Origin of the sequence: Roseicyclus sp., from assembly GCF_965662675.1 — a bacterium.
Lineage (GTDB): Bacteria > Pseudomonadota > Alphaproteobacteria > Rhodobacterales > Rhodobacteraceae > Roseicyclus.
Genome location: NZ_CBFIIK010000015.1, coordinates 1 through 17,586 on the forward strand (window position 1 = coordinate 1; position 17,586 = coordinate 17,586).

Consider the following 17,586-nt stretch of genomic DNA (forward strand, 5'->3'; position numbering starts at 1 on the left):
GAAGCCTTTCAGGAGCGATGACCAGGTTCCGCTCGAGGCCGCTTCGCGCGCCTGCATCTCGGCCAGTTCCTTTTTGCCCAATCCGACGCCGCGATCTTCGGCCTCGGACTGCTTGCGCTCCATCTCTGCCTCGCGACGTGTCATCGCGTCACGGGCGAGTTGCTCGCGCAGCTGCTTCATCGCGGACATGTTGCCGCTCAAAGCCTCGCGCGTCAGCCTCGCAAAAGCTGCGAGCTCAAGCTTGTCGCGCGCCTCGTCACGCTTTTCCAGCGCGGCTCTAAAATGCCGCTTCAGCGACGCAGGCGAGATATTGACTGTTCGCGCTATTCTGTCGTTTGACCAGCCGCGCACCAGGGCCGCCTCGACAGCGTCGCGGTCTTCTGCCGTCACCTGCAGTTCCGGACGCCCACGGCGCCCGTGGTTGGCCCTGACGGGGTGCCCGAAGAGATCTGTTTCTCGATCGTCCTGAAATTTTGTCATGGCCCAAAAAAATTCTGCGGATGTGGGGGATGCGGGTCTGGCCAGAGCCACACTTTAAAGTTTCACACCCCCCCCCTATGTTACCTTTGCGCGACCCGCCCTCTCTTCGCGCTGCTTGTCGCTGTCGTGACATCTCTTGCACAGGCACTGCAGGTTGCAGGGTTCCCAGAACAGTCCTTCGTCACCGCGGTGCGGGACCATATGGTCTGCGACCAGCTGCGACGTGTCACCTTCGACCCTGTGACACCTCGCGCAAGTGAACCCGGCGCCGACCAGCACAAACATGCGCAACTTCTGCCAGCGCGTCGTCTTGTACCAGGTGCGCCACGGCGCGTTGGCCGCGCGGACTTGCTCACGGGTTTGTTCGAGATACGCAACGCCGCGGCTGACCGGAGCGAGCGTGGATGTCAGCTTTGACAATCTGGCCATGGGATGATTCCCCAACGCAAAGCGCCCGAAGGGATGATCCCGCCGGGCGCTATTCTGGAGTATGTCAGAACTGATAGCCGCGACTGTCACCCCTGTCAACTACATCTTGCGTCAGCGCCCATAGATTGCGTCCAGAAGCGCCATCAGCGCCTGTTTGAGCGTTTTCAGGTGGCGCGACTGGACCGACCATTGGCGCGCGCTCAGAACGGCGCTGAGCGGGGCGTGCCGGATCAGCACATCGAACATCAGCTGATCGGTGAACAGGCTGCGCCGCCCCGCCTGCGCGCGCGCCCCGCGCGCCAGCAACACCGGGCAATGGCCGATCCGCGCATCCATGCCGCGCAACCGCTGGATGTCGTGAATGATCTGGTCGGTGATCCCGGTCGCGCCGCCACCCCCGCCCGCGCCCTGCAGGTCAGAGCATTTGACCCGCCCGCCGTTGACCTTGAGCCAGAGCGTTTCATACTCCGCCGCCGCCAGATGATGCCGGTCGGTAAAGATCGGCCCTTCGCTTGCCGCCCGCCCCCGCGCCTCGATCCCGTCGAGCGCGGAGCGCAGGCGCACCGCCGCGCCGTAGGGCGATTGTTCGACCCGGTCGCGCGGCCCGTTGTCCGTCAGATAGGTCACGCGGTCGCGAAACGCATCGACATCGCCGCGCGCCGGGGCCGGGGCGATCCGGTCGCTGGCCCCATTCGGCAAGGCCGCTTTCGCCAGCGCCGCGTCGATTTCCTTTTTCCATGCCGTGCTCATTGGCCTCACCTTTCAAGATTTGGTGTTTTTTGTTTTCTCAAGTCTAGATGTTGAATCTGTCGGGAAAGAGAACGGCTTGTACGGCCCTAAGTGTAAAAAGACGCGCCCTAAATCGCAAAACACCGGAAACGCCAAGCCATTGAAAACAGGGGCGGAAAAGGGGGTGCGCGGCCCAAACGGCCCAAACGGTCCAAAATGCGAAGTAACGCATGAGGCAACGAAATGTCCCCTGACCCCCTGACTTCGCGCGCGCATGCGTAACCCCGCAAATAGGGCCGTTTGGACCGTTTGGGCCGAAAACCAGCCGCAACATGTTGAAAACAAAGCAAACCCCCGAACCCCGGTGAAAGGGAATTACGGCGCGGCGCGCGCCCTTTGGGCCGCGAGGGCGCAAAAATCCTCGAAAGCTGGATGCAGGGGTGCGGGGTGCGGGGCGCGATCTGCGCGCGGGCCACACCCCGCCGGGTCATATCGGCCCCTCGCCGGGTCGTCCGGCGCGCGCGGTGGCGGCAACCGGGTGGCCCTGGGCATTCCGGGGCGCCTCGTCGAATTCGCGCTGGAACATGTCCTGGAACTGGATGCCGTAATATCCGTTCACCCGGCGCTTGCCTTCGGTATAGCACTTGCCGGTGCCCGGGTCGCGATAGCGCCCGGCATTCGACTTGAGCCGCTTGGAGGCCATGCGCCCGCCCCACATCGGTTCCCCCTTCTGGTCGAGCCAGAGGTTGAACCCGTCGATCAGATCGCGCGCGGTCATGAAATGGCTGGAATCGCCAGAGACAAGACAGCACTCGGCCAGGTATGTCCCGATCGGGTCGCTTTCGGCGCGGTATTCCAGCGTCGCATCCAGCACCGCCTGCGGTTCCTGCAAGCCCCGTTCGAGGTAATCCAGCAGGCCCTCGATCAGCCAGTTCAGGATGCCGGGGCCTTCGCCCATCAGCTTGTCGATCATCCGCTCGTCGCGTTCCCCTTTCGGGATCTGCACCTCGAACGGCACCAGCAGCACGCGGCGCCAGATGCCGTCGTCGGTGCCGCGAATGTCGGGCTTGTGGTTGCCGGAAATCGTCAGCTTGAAGATCGGGTGCACCTCGACGAAATCGGCATGCAGCGAGCGCACCAGGATCGGCTCGCCCCCCGTCAGTTCCTTGATCAGCCCCTCTTGCAGGCGCTCGCCCTCGCTCGGTTCGCTCGCGCGCACCAGGCGGGCGCCGATCAGCGGCACCAGATCGGGGGTGGCATCGCCGCCGCCGCGCCGGTTGCGGCCCGTCAGGCTTTCGATCTTGGCGGTGGTGGCATAATCGCCGAACAGCCGCGCCATCACGTCGACCAGCACGGATTTGCCGTTCGCCCCCGCGCCGTAAAGGAAGGCGAACTTTTGTTCCCCGGTCAGCCCGGTCATCGACAACCCGAACCAGCGCTGCAGGAAGGCGCGCATGTCGCGGTCCGGCTGAATCCGTTCCAGAAACGCCTCGAAGGTCGGCGCGCGCGCGTCGGGGTCATATGCCACCGGCATCATCTTGGTGATCAGCTGCGCGGCGTTGCGCCCGGCGATGTTGACCTCGCGCGCATGCGGTTCCAGCGCCATGTCGGCGGTGCGCGAATACCCGGCATCGCCGCCGCCAGAGACGGAAAAGCGCAGGATGCCGGTTTCGGTGTTGACGGTCAGCGGATCGGCATCGAGGTCATCGACCTCGCGCGCCAGCTCCACCGTCGCCTCTGTCAGCATCGCGTCGATCTTGGCCTTGTTGCCGGAGGATTTGGCGAATGTCCGGTGATCGGATTTCATCGAGGACTTGCGGTCCTTCAGCTTCCTGATCCACGTCAGGCGCTGCGTCACTTCCTCAAGCGCGATTTCCTGTTCGGGCGTGCGTTCTTCGGCGGCGATGGTGTGCAGCTGCGCCTGATCCAGCCGCAAGGCCCGTTCCTTGGCGATTTCGGCGACTTGCCAGTCTTCCAGCACCAGGTGGGGAATCTCGGCGATGATGTTGTGCTGCACCTTCTGCGCCTTGCCGCGCACCCGGATTTCATCCGCGTCCTTCTTCCACCGCTTGCCGTCCCAGACAAACCATCCGACGCGCGGCACCGGCAGCGCATCGGCCCCGAAATAGAGCGCGAACCGCTGTCCGTTGCCGGTGTCGTTCAGCGGAAAACCGGCCCCTGTCGCCTCGGGCGGGGGCGTGCCATCGTCGGCGGGCGGCGGCGCGCCATCGTCAGGCGGCATCGGCCCGTCGCCCGAGGCAACGCCACCCAATCCGTCGCCTCCGGCGACGCCACCCAATCCGTCGCCTCCGGCGACAGGGGTCAGATGCGCGAAGGCATCGGGGATATCACCCTCGCCCGGTGTCACGATGCGGCGCCACCCAGAACGGGCGCACGGCGATGGTGCGCGTAGGTCAGGAAATCGGGCCGCTCACCGGCGTCGAGCGCGCACCAGGCCACAAACAGGTCTTCAAGATGTGTGCGCCGATCCTGCGCGATTTCAGCCAGGCGGCGGGTCAAGACGGCATGTGCCTCGTTGAAGGCAAAAGCCTCGATCAGACGCAGGACAACGGCTTGCACCTCGGCATCGCGGGGCGAAGGTGGCGGCAGACAGATATCGCTCATGCGGCGGCCCCCCTGAATTTTCCGGTCGGGTCGACCCGGGCCAGAAACGCGCGCCGGTCGGCATCGCTCATGCATTCCCAGAACGCCACGAACAGCCGCTTTTGCGCGGCGGCGGCAAAATTGCGCCGCTCGATCCGGGCAAGGCCAGCGGCGACATAGGCCTCAAGTTCTGCCGGGGTGGCGATATCGGCCCAGAACGCGGCATCGCGGCGCAACTGGCCGAACACAAAATCGGGGTCGGGCTGGCCCGCGCCGTTTCCCTCCAGCCAGCCGCACAGCAGGTCGATCACCTCTGGCGCGTCCGCCGGGGTCACGGCACCCAGATGCCCCGCGATCAGCCGGACCAGATGCGCCGTGCGAAACGCGGCCGCCAGTTCCCCGATCGAGCGCGGGTCCGTATCGTCAAGAGCGGCGGTCATCGCGACCCGCCCGCCCGGCGCCAGGCATCCACCCGGTCACCGGCGCTGAACCCGTAATAGCCGCTGACCGCCGCGCGCAGATCGGACAGCGCGCGGAACTGGCCGCGCGTACCCGATGCCTCGACCAGGGCGCGGGCCATTTCGCGCAGGCCGATCAGATCGTCGGGGCAGTTCGTGCAATCCTCCAGCAGGTCGGCCAGCACGTTGCGCCAGGTCTGCAGATTCGCATGCCACGCGGCCTGCGTCGACAGATGCACCGCCGCCGCCACCAGCGCGGAATGGGCCATGCGGTGCCGTTCTGTCACGAAGGGAACGCGCTGCCGCTCGGTCGGACTTTTGTCCGCCCTGTTCGATGCCCCGCCCGCCATCACGCTGCCCTGACCTTGTGCCAGCGCGCCTGCACCTTCGAAATCGGCATCTGCCATTTTTCGGCCAGTTCGCTGATCTTGTCATATTTGCCGCCCGTTTCGATCAGCGCCGCGTCGCGTTCGACAGGCCAGTCTGGATGCGGCGGCGAAGCGGCGCATGGGGGCGCGGGCAGTGCGGCAACCCGCGCCTTGATCTGCGCTGGCGCGACCAGCGGCGGGGCCTTGGGTTTCAGCGTCGCGGGCGCGCCCGACAGCATCGCGACGCGCAGCACGCAATCCAGCCGCGCGCGGGCCGGTCGCCGTGCCCATTCCGGGGTCGCGCGCAGCGCCTCGGCCCGCTCCGCCAGATCATCGAGGTTCAGCGCGGATACGCAGGCCGCCAGATCGCGATAAAGCAGCTCGGGCTTGTCGCGCAGCAGATGGAACCAGCAGCGCAGAAAATCCTCGCGGTAGAACCGCAGGTCATCGGCATGGGCCGACCCGGTGATCGCCGACAGCGCCGATGTGATCAGCGCGCCGCGCCGGATCGGGGCAAAATTTCGGATCATGACCACCGCGTAAATCTGACGGGGCTTTCGCATTGCCGCGCTGACGACATAGGTCATCAACCGGCACCCCGCCTTGCTGACCGCGCGGTCGGCATCCATCGCCCAGCCCTCGCCCGCCGCCAGCGCAGCCTTGAACACCTGATGCGGGCTGACATTTGTCCGGTTGGTGTTGATCTCCGAAAACGCGCCCGCCTGATCCCAGCGGGGTATCGCCACGATGGCGCAGGGCACCGCGTCGATCCCGATCAGCCGCGCGGCATGGGCGCGGTGCTGCCCGTCGATGATCGCGAACCGCCCGTCTTCAAGCGGCGCGGCCATGACCGGCTGAAACCGCGACCACTGGAACCGCGCCGCGATGTTCTGCACCACCTTGACGCCCCGCTGCGTCAGGGGCCGCTGATACGTCTCGTCGATCACCAGCCGGTCGAGCGGAACCATCTCGACCCGGGGGGCCGGGCCGGGGTCGGACAGGGCGGCGGGGGCGGTCATGTTCGCAGTCTCGATCTTGCGCAGGGTCATGCAATTTTCTCCTGTTTTGTCACCGCATCGAACGCATCCGCCAGGCGGCGCAGCTCGTCGGCCATGCCGGGATGCACGAAGCCGGTGAACAGCGCGCGTGGCGGGGCCGGGTTGCCGCCCGCATCCAGCGGGTACAGCCCGAAAGAGCCGGTGACCGGGTCGAGCCGGATGCCGATGTGATCGAGGCGAAAGGCCTGCATCGCGCCTACTCCCACCACCGGTCCGGCATGCCGCCCGCGCGGTTTTCCGGCTTGACGCAGGCGCAGGGGCATTCCGCCTCGGACGCGCGATACCGGTTCATGATCCCCGACAGCGCCGAATTGGTGATGCCGTATCGCTTGCGGATTTCCGGCCCCGAAATATGGCCCTTGATCCGCGCGTCGATGATCCGCAACAGCCGCTCGTCATCCGCGCGGGTCGGGTTGCCTCTTGCCATCGCCTTTCCTTTCGATCTGATCCCGCCGTCTAGAAACGGGCGGATGCCGACAGGCACCCGCCCGAGTTGACAGGGAGGAATGCGGGGGCCAATCGCGCGCCGCGCCCCCGCCGGTCGCGGCCCGTGAGTCCCGCGCGATTGTCCGAAAATGGGGCGGCAGCCAAGCAGACCCGCCGCCCCCAGTGACCCGGATTCTTCTCCGCGCGGGTTTCGTGCACGGGCCGGGTTGTCCGAATATCCATCCTCATTCCGCCGCCCAGAGCATTTGCGGCGCGGTGTCCGGGTGGATCTGCGCGGCAATCGCCACCGCCGACCCCTTGCACCCCGTCTCGCCCGACAGCCACTTGCGCGCGGCGCGTTCCGTTACCCCGAACACATCGGCCACCATCGACGGATTGGTTCCGAAATGCGCGATCAGGTAAGCCCGCCAGCGCGCCGGAAACTCCCGGTGACAAAGGTGCGGATCGAGCACCCTCGAAGGCACGGACAAAAATTCAGACGACATGACACCATTCCCCTGTGTACATTCAAACTCGTTACCGTTGTGGGGATGACGGCCGTGCAAGGCCGCCCTGCTGTTACCAGTGTCAACCGCGCGGGCCGGGGCGGCTTTTTCTCCGGCCCGCGCAGCCCCCCAAACCCTCGGCGTGGGCCGCAAAACAGTCGCCCGTCCTCGATCGGGCCGCGCTGCAGGATTCGATGACAAACTGCGACAGGGCTGCGTATCGAATGCAACAAGCTCAGCGGTCGCAAGTGCAGACCGGCCCGTCATGCTGCTGCGCCTTTTGTTTTAAGCGCTGCGCGGTAAGCGTCGCGCACTGCCATCCAAGTGCGCATGTTTGGCAGTGTCTTGCCGTTCTTCCAGCGATCCCAAGTTGTTCTGGCAATGCCAGCGCTTTCGCAAAACGCACTGATTCGGATGCCCCGGGCGACCAAAACCGTTTCCATCTCAATGACATCTGCTTCCATGCCGCCACTCCGCTCTTTGCAGGACATCTGCATTATGTGCAAAAAAGCATAACTCATTGCAAGAGCAAAAGTGCAGATATGCAATTGTGCTATCTTTTGGCATGTTAGGCGCATGAAAGATTGGGCAATCGACTACGTGCTACATGTGCTTCAGGAAAAAAACTGGAGCGCCAACCGCCTTGCTAAGGAGGTTGGCCTTTCATCGACAACGATCAGCAGGCCGCTTGCTGATCCGTGTTACGCCGGAAGCCTATCACGGCGCACCATAACAAAAATTTTTGAAAAGACAGGTATAGATCCAGCGCCGTTCGTACCCGAGCAAGGCGTTGGAAAAAAACAGTTTTATGTTAGCCCGCCCGTACCAAGGCGCAATAAGGGAAACGTGCACGGCGGAACATTGGGCTCGCGGAAGCACGAAAGCCCACTAAACCACATCACGCTCGAGTTCGACGGCCGAACGCTTAGGCTTGAAGCGACGCTCGACAGATCCGGACTGGAAGATCTGCGCAGGAAGCTAGACGCTATAGAATCACTTATGGATGCTTAAGCACGGCGTCTAGCATTTTTGCATAATTTTTCTTGACTGCATTTTTGCATTATGCACAACCTTGCTTCCATCACCCCGATGGAGGCACCCATGCAGTCACACCACCCCACCACCCGAGAGATCATCGCCAACCCTGCCGACCACGCCCATGAGCCGGATCGCTTTCGCGCCGCCTGGGCGGTGGAACTGGCGCTGCAGGGGCGCAATTTCCGCGAATCCCGCGTCGGCGCGCCCGCCCATCTGGTCATCCCGGTCGGCAACGTCACCCCGCTCGCCACCCGCATCCGCGCCCACGCCGCCCGGATCGGCCGCACCGCCCCCGCCCCGCTGATCTGCCCGGGGGCGCGGACATGATCGCGCAGGGCGTCGCGGCCCGCATGGCCTGGGCGCGCAGCGACCTGATCCAGCGGCTGGACCGGCTGGACGAGGCCGGGCGGCTGGATCTGATGTTCGAGGCCTGCGTCGAAACCGGTGGCAGTTTCATCCCGCATTCCCCGGCCCCGGGCGACGCGACATTCGCCGAAATCGACTGTCTCGGGATCTACCATTCCGGCGACGACATGCCAGAGGCCATCGCGGGCTGGATCAAGGCGGTGCGCCGCACCCTGACCACATCGGAGGAGGCGGCAGCGTGATGGAACCTGACTTTGTCTGCGAAACCCACAATCCGAAACACACCCACTGCGACAAGGCCGCGCGCGGCTGGTTCATCCTGCAAGGCATGCGCGCCGCGCTGTCCGGGTGCCGACACCCGCGCATGACCGTCGAGCCGATGACCGGCGCGCTGCTGTTCGAGGCATGGCGCGACCGGCCCGTCACCTCGCCCCCGCCCCGGTTCGAGAACCGCGACCGCACCGCCATGTCGCTCGACATCCCCCGCCGCACCCCGGCGCGCGCCGCCAGGCAGGGGGCAGCGGGATGAGAAAGTACCAGAAAACATTCGGGCCTGTCGTGGTTCAACCCGAAGGGACCGACGAATTCACAGCCAAGTGCTATTCCGGGCGCTTCGATTGCAAATTTCGGATCGGCGGCACCTGCACCTTTGTCCGCCCGGGCCGCAAGATACCCGAGCTGCCCGCCACGCCCGACTGGTGCGAAATGAAGGAAAGCGCCCTGAAAGACGCGCGGGACATGGCGGAGGGCGGGGCATGACGCCTGAACAGATAGTGCGGCACGCAGAGCGCAAGCCGCACCACAAATGGACGCCGGAAGAAATTCAGGCATACAACATCCATTGGGCGCGGAACAAGCCCCGCCAACCCGCCAGCGCCGACACAGCCCCGCACACCCGCGACCAGATCGCGAAGGACGCAGGAAAGCGCGACCGCCTGCACGATCTGGAGCCACTGCAGGACGAGTTTTGCGAGGCCGTCGAGGGCATCCACGGCGCGGCATGGTTCGTGCTGGCCGCGCTGATCTGCGCGGCTGTCGCGCTGGTTTGGGGGGTGACGGGATGACTTTCCTCCACCGCATCTACCGCCCGCAGGATTGGACCAATACGCCACGCGGGCGCGTTTGCCGCCACTGCGGACAAGTGGACGTGACCGATCCTGATCCCGCGATCCACGGCTGGTTTCGGCTTGCTCCCGGCGATGGCCGCTGCGGATGGTTTCCGAGAAAGGACAAGTGATGGCTGACAAACCGATCATATTCAGCGCGGCGCTGGTGCGAGGCAAAAAAAGGAACAAAAGATGATTTTTCAACACATGGCGAAAGAAAAAGGCTTGTGGCGCGGCTGGCTAAAAAACGGCCAGTGCGTCGAGATCAGCATCAATCGGCGCGGCTGGGATTTCGGCGGCGGTGTTCACATCCACGACAAGGATGATGACTTGGGCGAGCGCCTGCTGTTCTTGAAATTTTGGCGGCTGACGGTTGTTCTGCCCCTTGGCATCATCACCCACCCATGGCCGCCGATGGATGGTCCGCAATGGTCCGCCTACGCGTCGAGCGATTTCGGCCTGACGTTCCATTGGGGCCTGCGCCGCAAGAGTTTTGACTGGCCGTGGGATCTGCACACGCTGGCCTATGAAACACAACTGGCGGACGGATCGTGGCGCGAATTGGGCTGGGAAGACCGCCAGACCAAGGCTTTGTCGGAGTGCCACCCCTACACCTACCACTTGATGTCGGGCAAAATTCAGCACCGCACGGCCATAGTTACGAAGCGCAGGCACGTCCTGACTTGGCGCGCGTTCAAGCGCCTCGGTTGGCCGCGCTGGATCAAGGAAAGCATCGACATCGAGTTCGACGGTGAAGTCGGCGAACGCTCCGGATCATGGAAAGGCGGCTGCATCGGCTGCAGCTATGATTTGCGGCCAGGTGAGACGATGGAGGCCGCGCTGCGCCGGATGGAAGCGGAGCGCAAGTTTTGACCGTGCATCGCCGCAACATTGGCCCGATGGACGCAGACCATGGCCGGTAACGCCCCCGACCTGACCCTGTTCCCGTCGCCCGACTTCGAGGCCCCGTGCCTTGTCGAGGTGTTGGACATATGCGCCCCGGTGCCGATCTGCATTGGCCGCGAGGCGCTATGCCTGGCCGCGTTTAACTGCGCCGATCACAGTTGCGTGCCCTACCGGATACCGCCGCCCGATCCGGTGCCGGTGCCCCTGCCCGAGACGGGGTTGATGATGCTGGCCGCGCTGGCCGCGTTCGTGGTTTGGAAAAGGAGAGTGTGATGGATGATGAAACGGAAATCGAATGGCCGCGCGAAATCTGGATGCGCGAGCGCGAAGAACATGATCAAGGCGTTGTCACCGCCGTCCTGTCGGAACATGCTACCATCGCCCGACATGAAGGCGATACCGAGCGTGAGGCGGAGTTCCATCACTACATCGACGCCGACATTTATCAGTCAAGCGTCAAGTATCACCAAGCCCGCATCGAAGCCCTGACCGCCGAGAACAAGCGGCTGGACAAAGCATGTTGCGAATGGGCCGAGGTGTCTCAGGCCAACTACCAGCGCGCCAAGGCGGCAGAGGCCAAGCTGGCAAGCGTCGGTACACTCGTGTTTATGAACGCAGAAGCAAAACCAAAAAATGTTTCTGTTTTCTGTTCTGCGGAGAGCGTTGCCGCGATTACTGCTTGGTATGGCGCATACTTTGCAGGTGACAGATACACAGCCGCTTTCAATGGGAGGAATGTCCCGATGGATATTAACGGGGAATGCTTGTCGACCCTCGCAGAACTGAAAGGCGGTGAGGGATGACCTTCACCGCAGCCGAAAAACGCGCCGCCGCCGAGCGAGAACTGAAATTTCGCCGCAGGGTTTACCCGCGCTGGATCGAGAACGGGAAGATGACGCAGAAGGAAGCGGACAAACAGATCGCGCTGATGCAGGCCATTGCCGACGACTACGCCGAGCCGGATCTGTTCGGTGCCTGCCCCGTCTTCGGTACCTGCCCCGTCTGCACGCCGCGCATGGAGGACTGAGACATGACAACCGATCGCCCGTTCACGCCGGAATCTCTGGCCTTGCGGTGGGGGTGCTCCGCCGCCACGATCAGGAATCGGTGCGCCAGTGGCGATCTGCCCTGCTTTCGGGTCGGGCGGCTCTACCGCATCGCGGCGCATGTAGTCAGGGAGATAGAGACATGCCAGACCTCACCATCGGCAGGCTGCGCGGCGGATTCTGCGTCAGCTGGAAGGACGACACCACCGGCAAGCGACGACGCCATCAGCTTGCGGCACGCTCGCGAAAAGACGCAGAGCGCGAGGCGATAGATGTCTATCGTCACCACACTTTCGATCCGGGCGACACCACCATCGACGGGCTGTTGCGCGTCTACCGCGACAGCCTGGACGGCAAGCCATCTGGCAAGACTCTGGGCTATCTCATGCCGGCGCTATGCGGCCATTTCGGGCACTTGCGGCCCGATCAGGTCACCCGCGACCATTGCGCCGACTATGGGGCGGCAAGAGAGCGCGCGGGCAGATCGCCGGGCACGGTGCATACTGAACTCGGCTATCTCCGATCTGCGATGCGATACGCCGAAAAGTGCCGGTTGATCGACCGCGCCCCGCACATCTGGCGCCCGTCCAAACCGATCCCGAAAGAGCGGTTTCTGGACCGCAACGAGATACCGAAGCTGATCGACGCTTGCGCCGCGCCGCACATCCGGCTGGCGGTTGTCCTGCTGCTGGGCACCGCGGCGCGGGTCGGCGCGATCCTCGATCTGGAATGGTCGCGCGTGGATCTTGAGCGGGGGCAGATCAACCTGCGCCTGGACGACGCCACGACGCGCAAGGGGCGCGCCATCGTGCCCATGAACGGCATGACCCGCGCCGCCCTGCAAACGGCCCGTGACGCCGCCCTGAGCGATTATGTGGTGGAGTATGGCGGGGAAAGGGTCCGCTCGATCAGGAACGGGTTCAGCGCCGCATGTCGCCGAGCTGGACTGGAAGGTGTCACACTGCACACACTGCGCCACACAGCGGCGGTCCACATGGCCGAGGCGGGCATTCCGCTATCCAAGATTTCGCAGTATCTTGGGCACTCAAATTCAGCTATTACTGAAAAGGTATATAGCAGGTTCGCCCCGTCCCACATGCAGGATGCGGCGGATGTGCTGGACTTCACGAAGCCCAGAAAGGTTCGGTGAACCGCCGGTCACTTCGCAAAAAATGGCCAAGTGCCTGAAAACGCTGGTGGGTGATGAGGGACTCGAACCCCCGGCATCTTCGATGTGAAGAAAGCGCGCCCGACGCAATCCATTGTAATCTGGTGAAAGGCGCGCTTTTTATGATGGTCGATATGGCGGTGTTCGCGATCTGTGCTGGTTCAATTGGGTTCATTGAACCACTGTGCACTTCGTAAATGAAGCTGACGCCAAGACAGCCCTTTTCGATCCAGCCGCCTCGCCGGGCCCGTGGTCGGCCGGATCGTCGGCTACCGATACGAGCGCACAGGCTGCTGCTCACTTTTATCTGTGCGGAATTTCCGTATTTTTCACTTTACGCCTATCCGGGATTCCCGTACAATCGAGCACATGGAAAACAGGTTTGACCCAGTCAAAGACGCCGCTAATCAGCAAAAGCACAAGCTGTCTCTGGCATTTGGCTTTCGGATTTTTGAAGACGAGAACCACCTCATCATTCCGTCCATTCGCGAAATCGACGGCGAGGAGCGCTTCAAAGTCGTCGGGATGGTTGGAGAGAAGCTGTTTACTGGTGTGTTCGTTTGGCGGGGCGACGAGCCCCGTTTCATTTCTGTGAGAAGGAGCAACAACGGTGAAGAAAGAGCATACAATTCTTCCGGCTGATCCGACCGATCAGGAAGACTTTGACGTCACGCTGGAAGCAATGGATCGTGCGCAGCGGGCGCGCCTGATCCGCAGGACCCGGATGGGCCTTGGCTTGTCTCAGGCGGAGTTTGCGAGCCGGTTTTGCGTGCCTGTTGGCACGTTGCGCGACTGGGAGCAGGTCCGCTCCACGCCCCCAGATTTCGCGGTTGCATACGTCAAGGTCATAGGTCGACACCCTGACGAGGTGGCGAAGGCAGTCGCTTAGCCCCGGTCAAATCATAGCCCGGAAACGACAAAAACGCCCCGCCCGGCACATGGCCAAGGCGGGGCGTCTAACGTCCATCTAACAACCGTCTAACATCGCGCCACAGGCGCAGAGATGTCAGATAACGAAAGCGGGGCGAAAGCCGATGCTCGTGCCCGTGCCCGACTGGGCAACGACCAGGTTGAGGGCAAAGACCCCCGCCCGCGAGCCAGCGAACCAGAAGCCACCACGGGACGGCAGGCGCTCACCAGAGAGATTGATAAAGAATCCGTCTTGTTCAATCGGCGCTCCAGGCTGCATCAGGCCGAGCGTCTTCAGGCGCTGCAGCGCAGCCTCCGACACGCCGTGCGCAATCATTGCGCTAAATGCGTTGCCTGATGAGCAGACTAACGTGCCGGTGGTGCTTCCGGATGTTGCATAGCGCACCGTGCCAGCCGTGCCTGGCGCGACCAGCGTGCCGTCGGCGGCGAGGATTGCCAGCCACGGCCCGTTGACGCTCAAGTCCGTTGCCGACAGCACGGCATCATTGTCAGCGATGATTTGAATTTCGCCGTCGACAATCCGCATTCCGGGCGACCACTCCCAGACGTTGCCGTTTATGTTCTGCACGCCGAAGGCGTTCGGCGGATGATTCCACGCGACTGGACCGGAGCCCGCGCGGATCACGGTGTTGCCCGCAGCTTGGCCGCCCGATGTGGGGTCGCCGTTATCGTTGACACCCCATTCGTCTATCGCATTGTACGCGCGACCGTAGCTATTGTTTCCACGCGGAAAGCGCGATGCGGCACGGCGCTGCAAGGCGAGCGCGGCATACATTGCATTGGTGGCAACGCAAAAGCCTGCCCCGGTGTTGCGCGCCAGCGTGACGGCCTGATCGTGGTTGATGCTGACACGCGGGACATGGCCCGCCTGACTGACCATTTCGCCGTCGACCTCAGCAGCTTGGTGGACGCCGATCAGGATTTCGTCCTTTTCCACGCCGCTCACAACAAAGGCTGGGTGAACGCCTGTTCCAAGGCTGGCGTCAAGGGTTTCGACGTTGAATTTGCGCAGCCGGTAGAAATAACTCGGCTGCCCTTTGGTGGTAAATCGAACGGTCATCTGACCGTTTGACATAGTTTCGATCTGGCGCTGCAGGTCGGCTTGTATTGCGGTGCTCATGCGGCGGGCTCCTCGTGTTCAGATGGTGCAGTTTCAGCGGCAATGAACACGCTGTAGATCAGCGCATAAAGTTCGCCCTGCGTGATGGTCTGGCCGGTTGCCTCGCCGGTTTCAGGGTCGAGAACAGGTACCGAAAACGACGGATCAAACGCAATTTCGCGTGGCGACATAGGTTGGCGGACGACTGCCCCCCCATCGATGCCAATCACGCTTTCGCGATGAAAGGTAACACTAGGCGCAGCTCCGAGCCGATTGTCGATGATTACCTGCGAGCAGCGAATATAGGATTCGCCTGCAATAGGCTTGTGGTCCAGTTTGTAACTCATGTCGTCATGCCTCCGTGACGGTTCCGTAGACTGTCAGGCCGGATGCGGTGATGCGCGCGACTTCCGACCCGGCGATTGCGATGGAAAGTGTGTTTGCGGCGGACGAATAGACGCCGACGGTTCCGATATGGAGTGCCGGATCGGCCAGAGTCCCGCCCTTAAGTGCAATTTGACCCCCGTTCACCTGGTCCGCCAGCTGGCCGAGGATAGACAGAGTTTCCAATGTAGTGAGCAGGGTGTAAACGTCGCCCTCTTGGGCAGTGCTAAGTCGCTCCACCTCCTCGTTCACCTGGCCCAAAATGGCCGAAAGTGTGCCAATCCCGCCAACCAAACCTTCGACCGACGCTTCTGCGTCCGCCGCGCTGGAAAGCGCGGCGGCTTCCGCGGTCGCTGCGCCCGCCTGGGCAGTCGCGGCCGCGCTGGCGCTGGCTGCCGCCGCCGTGGCGCTCGTAGAGGCAGCCTGGGCATCTTGCCCGGTGGCAACCCGATCGGCTGCTGTTTGATCGCGATGCGCGGCGGTGGTGGTTGCATCAGCGGCCGTTGCGTCGGCAAAGCCTTCGGCGGCGATGGCGCTGGCGCTGGCGGCCTGTTCGCTGGCAAGCGCAGCGGCCGCTGATGCTGCGCCGGAAGCCTCGCTCTGAGATGCCGCTGAGGCGCTGACCGCTGCAGAGCTTGCGCTGGTCGCTGCCGACATTGCGCTTGCTCCTGCCGCCGCTTCATTGGCGTTGGCGCTTTGGCGTGATGTCTCCGCGGCGGCCGCACTTGATGCGGCGCTTGACGCGCTCACGGAAGCCTGCGATGCGCTCGCGCTTGCCGCCTCTTTGTAGGTATTCGCCGCGACGGCTGAGCCTGCAGCTGCTGTGGCGCTGTCTGCGGCGGCGGTTGCGGAGGACCCTGCTGCGGATTCGCTGTTGGCCGCCGCGGTGGCTGACGCCGCTACTCCTGCTTCCGAAGCGGCGGCCGCGGCCCGGCTTGCGGCAGCAGCACTGGCGCTCAATTCTGCCGATGCCGCCGATCCCGCTGCCTCTTGGCTCGATGTTGCTGCGGAGGCCGCAGACGCCGACGCCTGCGACGCTTTGGTTTCTGCGCCAGATTCTGCCAAGGCTGACGCGCTCGCCGATGCCTGTGATGCGTCAGCGCTTAATGCGGCGGCTTGGCTGAAGCCTTCTGCAGAGGTTGCGGCGGTTTCTGCGGCCGTTTGAGCCGCCGCAGCCCCAGACTGTGCCGCCTGTGCCTGCGCAAGCACGCTGGCGGTAACTGGTGGATACTGATCGATCAGTTCAGCAAGATCGGCATTCGCCGAGTCGGGAACACCAACTACAAATTTGACTGTTCGATCTCCTGCGTCAGCCGAGGCAACGTAGCGGCCAGGATAAAGCGCAACTGCGATCAGGCCTTGCTGGTCGGATGTCGCCGAGGCCTCGAGGGGGAGTATTACTGCGCTATCTTGGGCTTTAACAGTGGAGCTTTCGCGGCGGAACATCACGGCGGTGCTTGCCAATATGCTGCCATTGGGGTCGCGTAGAGTGCCGGTAATGTTACAAACTGGCATTTATTGTCTCCGTGTTCTCACTGCGGCCCGGCTATCCGGGCGCTTGTTTCGATTTTGCCGTTCGGGCCGTTAGGCTGAGCGCCAGTGTTAAATTGTCAGCGCGGCGAGATCGCCGCGGCGATGCGCGCCTTGAAGCGGGTCACGATCTCGGCAATCGCCTCGATCCTGGAATTCGCGGCGCTCAGCGCCTCGTCGTAATCGACCACCAGTAGGCCGAGGTCACGCAACGTCCGGGCGTCGCGCGCAGGTGCCGGAACCGGCGCCAGCAACTCATTCGGAATTGGCGGGCTGATCAGCTGCGTTTGCCCCGGCCCGCAGGCCGACAAGAACATCAAGCAGCCAATCAGGCAGGTCAGCGTCTTCGCCATCGCGCAAGATCCCCTCTCGCAATTGATCGTATTCGCGCGCCTTGGCCTCGACCCGCGCGGCGCGGGCATCGGCCACCGCCGCCGCGTCGCGCGCCAGTTCGCGGTCAAGCTGCAGCGCGGCGACATTGGCGCGCGAGGCGGCAACCTCGTCGCGCAGGCGGTCGTTCCGGGCCAGCGACAGCCAGAGCGCGGCAATCAGCGCCAGCACCCCGGCACAGGCCGCCCCGACAAGGTAAAGCCGCATCAGGACTCATCGCCCGGCGGCGGCGACTCGGCCAGCGCCTCGAACGCCTGGCCGGATGCGACAAGGCAGGTCAGCCCGTGAACATTCGTCACCGTGATCGTCCACGTCCCGGTGTCGCGAGAGGCGAACAGCTCGACAACCGCGCCCTCCCCGCCCAGCCCGATGGCCTGACGCGACTCGCCGTAGCCATCGGCCAGCCGCTCGATCACCACGGCGCGCGGCGCGCAGTTGCGGTGCTGCTGCGCCAGGACCGGCGCAGCGAACAGGGCGGCAAGCGCCGCCAGTGCAATCATTGATTTCACGATCTGCCCCTTTTCGGGTTGCCGCGCGGTTCGACGCTCGCGGGCGCGCGGGAGGC

General features: G+C 63.6%; 31 protein-coding genes. 13 read left to right on the plus strand and 18 right to left on the minus strand.

The features are described from left to right. From ACTG4J_RS04585 to ACTG4J_RS04640, 12 genes are all read right to left on the minus strand, one after another. On the minus strand, nucleotides 1-480 hold a 480-nt coding region (locus ACTG4J_RS04585), incomplete at its 3' end, for a hypothetical protein (protein WP_439137490.1). Between the two features lie 75 nt (nucleotides 481-555). After that, on the minus strand, nucleotides 556-909 hold the full coding sequence (locus ACTG4J_RS04590; protein ID WP_439137491.1) for an HNH endonuclease: 354 nt from the start codon (nucleotides 907-909) through the stop codon (nucleotides 556-558). A 111-nt stretch (nucleotides 910-1,020) separates the two neighbouring features. After that, nucleotides 1,021-1,659, minus strand: coding sequence for a hypothetical protein (locus ACTG4J_RS04595; protein WP_439137493.1), 639 nt, complete (start codon nucleotides 1,657-1,659; stop codon nucleotides 1,021-1,023). Nucleotides 1,660-2,125: 466 nt separating this feature from the next. Further along, on the minus strand, nucleotides 2,126-3,880 hold the full coding sequence (locus ACTG4J_RS04600) for a DNA primase family protein (protein ID WP_439137569.1): 1,755 nt from the start codon (nucleotides 3,878-3,880) through the stop codon (nucleotides 2,126-2,128). Nucleotides 3,881-4,002: 122 nt separating this feature from the next. Beyond that, the gene (locus tag ACTG4J_RS04605; protein WP_439137495.1) at nucleotides 4,003-4,263 is read right to left on the minus strand and encodes a hypothetical protein; all 261 of its coding nucleotides are present in this window, start codon (nucleotides 4,261-4,263) and stop codon (nucleotides 4,003-4,005) included. After that, nucleotides 4,260-4,682 (minus strand): hypothetical protein, encoded by a 423-nt coding sequence (locus ACTG4J_RS04610; protein ID WP_439137497.1) that lies wholly within the window; start codon nucleotides 4,680-4,682, stop codon nucleotides 4,260-4,262. The genes ACTG4J_RS04605 and ACTG4J_RS04610 overlap by 4 nt, the downstream gene beginning before the upstream one ends. Then, entirely contained in the window at nucleotides 4,679-5,107 is a 429-nt protein-coding gene (locus ACTG4J_RS04615) for a hypothetical protein (RefSeq protein WP_439137498.1), read from the minus strand. The genes ACTG4J_RS04610 and ACTG4J_RS04615 overlap by 4 nt, the downstream gene beginning before the upstream one ends. Beyond that, on the minus strand, nucleotides 5,050-6,117 hold the full coding sequence (locus ACTG4J_RS04620) for a ParB N-terminal domain-containing protein (protein WP_439137500.1): 1,068 nt from the start codon (nucleotides 6,115-6,117) through the stop codon (nucleotides 5,050-5,052). The genes ACTG4J_RS04615 and ACTG4J_RS04620 overlap by 58 nt, the downstream gene beginning before the upstream one ends. After that, the gene (locus ACTG4J_RS04625) at nucleotides 6,114-6,317 is read right to left on the minus strand and encodes a hypothetical protein (RefSeq protein ID WP_439137502.1); all 204 of its coding nucleotides are present in this window, start codon (nucleotides 6,315-6,317) and stop codon (nucleotides 6,114-6,116) included. Before ACTG4J_RS04625 ends, ACTG4J_RS04620 begins: the two co-directional genes overlap by 4 nt. A 5-nt stretch (nucleotides 6,318-6,322) precedes the next feature. After that, on the minus strand, nucleotides 6,323-6,553 hold the full coding sequence (locus ACTG4J_RS04630) for a hypothetical protein (protein WP_439137504.1): 231 nt from the start codon (nucleotides 6,551-6,553) through the stop codon (nucleotides 6,323-6,325). A gap of 244 nt (nucleotides 6,554-6,797) precedes the next feature. Then, nucleotides 6,798-7,058, minus strand: a complete 261-nt coding sequence (locus tag ACTG4J_RS04635; RefSeq protein WP_439137506.1) for a hypothetical protein — start codon at nucleotides 7,056-7,058, stop codon at nucleotides 6,798-6,800. 263 nt (nucleotides 7,059-7,321) lie between these two features. Further along, nucleotides 7,322-7,549 (minus strand): helix-turn-helix domain-containing protein, encoded by a 228-nt coding sequence (locus tag ACTG4J_RS04640; protein ID WP_439137508.1) that lies wholly within the window; start codon nucleotides 7,547-7,549, stop codon nucleotides 7,322-7,324. An 85-nt stretch (nucleotides 7,550-7,634) separates the two neighbouring features. Here ACTG4J_RS04640 and ACTG4J_RS04645 point away from each other — a divergent pair, with 85 nt between their 5' ends. The 13 genes from ACTG4J_RS04645 (at nucleotide 7,635) to ACTG4J_RS04705 (ending at nucleotide 13,577) form a co-directional block, all read left to right on the plus strand. Next, entirely contained in the window at nucleotides 7,635-8,069 is a 435-nt protein-coding gene (locus ACTG4J_RS04645; protein WP_439137509.1) for a hypothetical protein, read from the plus strand. A 51-nt stretch (nucleotides 8,070-8,120) separates the two neighbouring features. Beyond that, nucleotides 8,121-8,423: a hypothetical protein gene (locus ACTG4J_RS04650; protein WP_439137510.1), complete on the plus strand. Its 303-nt coding sequence runs from the start codon at nucleotides 8,121-8,123 to the stop codon at nucleotides 8,421-8,423. After that, nucleotides 8,420-8,704: a hypothetical protein gene (locus ACTG4J_RS04655; RefSeq protein ID WP_439137512.1), complete on the plus strand. Its 285-nt coding sequence runs from the start codon at nucleotides 8,420-8,422 to the stop codon at nucleotides 8,702-8,704. Before ACTG4J_RS04650 ends, ACTG4J_RS04655 begins: the two co-directional genes overlap by 4 nt. Next, nucleotides 8,704-8,991, plus strand: coding sequence for a hypothetical protein (locus tag ACTG4J_RS04660; RefSeq protein WP_439137514.1), 288 nt, complete (start codon nucleotides 8,704-8,706; stop codon nucleotides 8,989-8,991). Before ACTG4J_RS04655 ends, ACTG4J_RS04660 begins: the two co-directional genes overlap by 1 nt. After that, nucleotides 8,988-9,221, plus strand: a complete 234-nt coding sequence (locus ACTG4J_RS04665; RefSeq protein ID WP_439137515.1) for a hypothetical protein — start codon at nucleotides 8,988-8,990, stop codon at nucleotides 9,219-9,221. The genes ACTG4J_RS04660 and ACTG4J_RS04665 overlap by 4 nt, the downstream gene beginning before the upstream one ends. Continuing rightward, the gene (locus ACTG4J_RS04670) at nucleotides 9,218-9,526 is read left to right on the plus strand and encodes a hypothetical protein (protein WP_439137516.1); all 309 of its coding nucleotides are present in this window, start codon (nucleotides 9,218-9,220) and stop codon (nucleotides 9,524-9,526) included. Before ACTG4J_RS04665 ends, ACTG4J_RS04670 begins: the two co-directional genes overlap by 4 nt. Nucleotides 9,527-9,760: 234 nt before the next feature. After that, on the plus strand, nucleotides 9,761-10,441 hold the full coding sequence (locus tag ACTG4J_RS04675) for a hypothetical protein (RefSeq protein WP_439137517.1): 681 nt from the start codon (nucleotides 9,761-9,763) through the stop codon (nucleotides 10,439-10,441). A gap of 39 nt (nucleotides 10,442-10,480) precedes the next feature. Next, nucleotides 10,481-10,747: a hypothetical protein gene (locus ACTG4J_RS04680; RefSeq protein WP_439137519.1), complete on the plus strand. Its 267-nt coding sequence runs from the start codon at nucleotides 10,481-10,483 to the stop codon at nucleotides 10,745-10,747. Further along, complete coding sequence (locus tag ACTG4J_RS04685) at nucleotides 10,747-11,277, plus strand: hypothetical protein (RefSeq protein WP_439137521.1); 531 nt, start codon at nucleotides 10,747-10,749, stop codon at nucleotides 11,275-11,277. Before ACTG4J_RS04680 ends, ACTG4J_RS04685 begins: the two co-directional genes overlap by 1 nt. Continuing rightward, nucleotides 11,274-11,501: a hypothetical protein gene (locus tag ACTG4J_RS04690; protein WP_439137522.1), complete on the plus strand. Its 228-nt coding sequence runs from the start codon at nucleotides 11,274-11,276 to the stop codon at nucleotides 11,499-11,501. The genes ACTG4J_RS04685 and ACTG4J_RS04690 overlap by 4 nt, the downstream gene beginning before the upstream one ends. Nucleotides 11,502-11,662: 161 nt before the next feature. Continuing rightward, entirely contained in the window at nucleotides 11,663-12,670 is a 1,008-nt protein-coding gene (locus ACTG4J_RS04695; RefSeq protein ID WP_439137523.1) for a tyrosine-type recombinase/integrase, read from the plus strand. Between the two features lie 387 nt (nucleotides 12,671-13,057). Then, nucleotides 13,058-13,330, plus strand: a complete 273-nt coding sequence (locus tag ACTG4J_RS04700) for a BrnT family toxin (RefSeq protein WP_439137525.1) — start codon at nucleotides 13,058-13,060, stop codon at nucleotides 13,328-13,330. Beyond that, a complete protein-coding gene (locus ACTG4J_RS04705; protein WP_439137527.1) occupies nucleotides 13,299-13,577 on the plus strand; it encodes a helix-turn-helix domain-containing protein in 279 nt (92 codons plus the stop codon). The genes ACTG4J_RS04700 and ACTG4J_RS04705 overlap by 32 nt, the downstream gene beginning before the upstream one ends. 117 nt (nucleotides 13,578-13,694) lie before the next feature. Here the strand turns inward: ACTG4J_RS04705 and ACTG4J_RS04710 are convergent, their stop codons facing one another. The 6 genes from ACTG4J_RS04710 to ACTG4J_RS04735 all read right to left on the minus strand — a co-directional run bounded on the left by ACTG4J_RS04710 (nucleotide 13,695) and on the right by ACTG4J_RS04735 (nucleotide 17,521). Next, nucleotides 13,695-14,738, minus strand: coding sequence for a hypothetical protein (locus ACTG4J_RS04710; protein ID WP_439137528.1), 1,044 nt, complete (start codon nucleotides 14,736-14,738; stop codon nucleotides 13,695-13,697). Next, nucleotides 14,735-15,064: a hypothetical protein gene (locus ACTG4J_RS04715; protein ID WP_439137530.1), complete on the minus strand. Its 330-nt coding sequence runs from the start codon at nucleotides 15,062-15,064 to the stop codon at nucleotides 14,735-14,737. The genes ACTG4J_RS04710 and ACTG4J_RS04715 overlap by 4 nt, the downstream gene beginning before the upstream one ends. 4 nt (nucleotides 15,065-15,068) lie before the next feature. Continuing rightward, entirely contained in the window at nucleotides 15,069-16,547 is a 1,479-nt protein-coding gene (locus ACTG4J_RS04720; protein WP_439137531.1) for a hypothetical protein, read from the minus strand. Between the two features lie 164 nt (nucleotides 16,548-16,711). Next, nucleotides 16,712-16,984, minus strand: a complete 273-nt coding sequence (gene lysC / locus ACTG4J_RS04725; protein ID WP_439137532.1) for an Rz1-like lysis system protein LysC — start codon at nucleotides 16,982-16,984, stop codon at nucleotides 16,712-16,714. Further along, nucleotides 16,887-17,228 (minus strand): hypothetical protein, encoded by a 342-nt coding sequence (locus tag ACTG4J_RS04730; RefSeq protein WP_439137534.1) that lies wholly within the window; start codon nucleotides 17,226-17,228, stop codon nucleotides 16,887-16,889. Before ACTG4J_RS04730 ends, lysC begins: the two co-directional genes overlap by 98 nt. Beyond that, entirely contained in the window at nucleotides 17,228-17,521 is a 294-nt protein-coding gene (locus tag ACTG4J_RS04735; RefSeq protein WP_439137570.1) for a hypothetical protein, read from the minus strand. Before ACTG4J_RS04735 ends, ACTG4J_RS04730 begins: the two co-directional genes overlap by 1 nt. Between the last annotated feature and the right edge of the window lie 65 nt (nucleotides 17,522-17,586).

Excerpts from the sequence above, each read along its gene's own strand:
- ACTG4J_RS04605 (WP_439137495.1), bottom strand. The coding sequence starts at position 4,263 with ATGAGCGATATCTGTCTGCCGCCACCTTCGCCCCGCGATGCCGAGGTG.
- ACTG4J_RS04590 (WP_439137491.1), bottom strand. The coding sequence starts at position 909 with ATGGCCAGATTGTCAAAGCTGACATCCACGCTCGCTCCGGTCAGCCGC.
- ACTG4J_RS04690 (WP_439137522.1), top strand. The coding sequence starts at position 11,274 with ATGACCTTCACCGCAGCCGAAAAACGCGCCGCCGCCGAGCGAGAACTG.
- ACTG4J_RS04595 (WP_439137493.1), bottom strand. The coding sequence starts at position 1,659 with ATGAGCACGGCATGGAAAAAGGAAATCGACGCGGCGCTGGCGAAAGCG.
- ACTG4J_RS04700 (WP_439137525.1), top strand. The coding sequence starts at position 13,058 with ATGGAAAACAGGTTTGACCCAGTCAAAGACGCCGCTAATCAGCAAAAG.
- ACTG4J_RS04655 (WP_439137512.1), top strand. The coding sequence starts at position 8,420 with ATGATCGCGCAGGGCGTCGCGGCCCGCATGGCCTGGGCGCGCAGCGAC.
- ACTG4J_RS04730 (WP_439137534.1), bottom strand. The coding sequence starts at position 17,228 with ATGCGGCTTTACCTTGTCGGGGCGGCCTGTGCCGGGGTGCTGGCGCTG.
- ACTG4J_RS04735 (WP_439137570.1), bottom strand. The coding sequence starts at position 17,521 with ATGATTGCACTGGCGGCGCTTGCCGCCCTGTTCGCTGCGCCGGTCCTG.
- ACTG4J_RS04620 (WP_439137500.1), bottom strand. The coding sequence starts at position 6,117 with ATGACCCTGCGCAAGATCGAGACTGCGAACATGACCGCCCCCGCCGCC.
- ACTG4J_RS04685 (WP_439137521.1), top strand. The coding sequence starts at position 10,747 with ATGGATGATGAAACGGAAATCGAATGGCCGCGCGAAATCTGGATGCGC.
- ACTG4J_RS04635 (WP_439137506.1), bottom strand. The coding sequence starts at position 7,058 with ATGTCGTCTGAATTTTTGTCCGTGCCTTCGAGGGTGCTCGATCCGCAC.
- ACTG4J_RS04715 (WP_439137530.1), bottom strand. The coding sequence starts at position 15,064 with ATGAGTTACAAACTGGACCACAAGCCTATTGCAGGCGAATCCTATATT.
- ACTG4J_RS04675 (WP_439137517.1), top strand. The coding sequence starts at position 9,761 with ATGATTTTTCAACACATGGCGAAAGAAAAAGGCTTGTGGCGCGGCTGG.
- ACTG4J_RS04720 (WP_439137531.1), bottom strand. The coding sequence starts at position 16,547 with ATGTTCCGCCGCGAAAGCTCCACTGTTAAAGCCCAAGATAGCGCAGTA.
- ACTG4J_RS04670 (WP_439137516.1), top strand. The coding sequence starts at position 9,218 with ATGACGCCTGAACAGATAGTGCGGCACGCAGAGCGCAAGCCGCACCAC.
- ACTG4J_RS04680 (WP_439137519.1), top strand. The coding sequence starts at position 10,481 with ATGGCCGGTAACGCCCCCGACCTGACCCTGTTCCCGTCGCCCGACTTC.
- ACTG4J_RS04645 (WP_439137509.1), top strand. The coding sequence starts at position 7,635 with ATGAAAGATTGGGCAATCGACTACGTGCTACATGTGCTTCAGGAAAAA.
- ACTG4J_RS04695 (WP_439137523.1), top strand. The coding sequence starts at position 11,663 with ATGCCAGACCTCACCATCGGCAGGCTGCGCGGCGGATTCTGCGTCAGC.
- lysC (WP_439137532.1), bottom strand. The coding sequence starts at position 16,984 with ATGGCGAAGACGCTGACCTGCCTGATTGGCTGCTTGATGTTCTTGTCG.
- ACTG4J_RS04630 (WP_439137504.1), bottom strand. The coding sequence starts at position 6,553 with ATGGCAAGAGGCAACCCGACCCGCGCGGATGACGAGCGGCTGTTGCGG.
- ACTG4J_RS04650 (WP_439137510.1), top strand. The coding sequence starts at position 8,121 with ATGCACAACCTTGCTTCCATCACCCCGATGGAGGCACCCATGCAGTCA.
- ACTG4J_RS04625 (WP_439137502.1), bottom strand. The coding sequence starts at position 6,317 with ATGCAGGCCTTTCGCCTCGATCACATCGGCATCCGGCTCGACCCGGTC.
- ACTG4J_RS04710 (WP_439137528.1), bottom strand. The coding sequence starts at position 14,738 with ATGAGCACCGCAATACAAGCCGACCTGCAGCGCCAGATCGAAACTATG.
- ACTG4J_RS04665 (WP_439137515.1), top strand. The coding sequence starts at position 8,988 with ATGAGAAAGTACCAGAAAACATTCGGGCCTGTCGTGGTTCAACCCGAA.
- ACTG4J_RS04615 (WP_439137498.1), bottom strand. The coding sequence starts at position 5,107 with ATGGCAGATGCCGATTTCGAAGGTGCAGGCGCGCTGGCACAAGGTCAG.
- ACTG4J_RS04660 (WP_439137514.1), top strand. The coding sequence starts at position 8,704 with ATGGAACCTGACTTTGTCTGCGAAACCCACAATCCGAAACACACCCAC.
- ACTG4J_RS04610 (WP_439137497.1), bottom strand. The coding sequence starts at position 4,682 with ATGACCGCCGCTCTTGACGATACGGACCCGCGCTCGATCGGGGAACTG.
- ACTG4J_RS04600 (WP_439137569.1), bottom strand. The coding sequence starts at position 3,880 with ATGCCGCCTGACGATGGCGCGCCGCCGCCCGCCGACGATGGCACGCCC.
- ACTG4J_RS04640 (WP_439137508.1), bottom strand. The coding sequence starts at position 7,549 with ATGTCCTGCAAAGAGCGGAGTGGCGGCATGGAAGCAGATGTCATTGAG.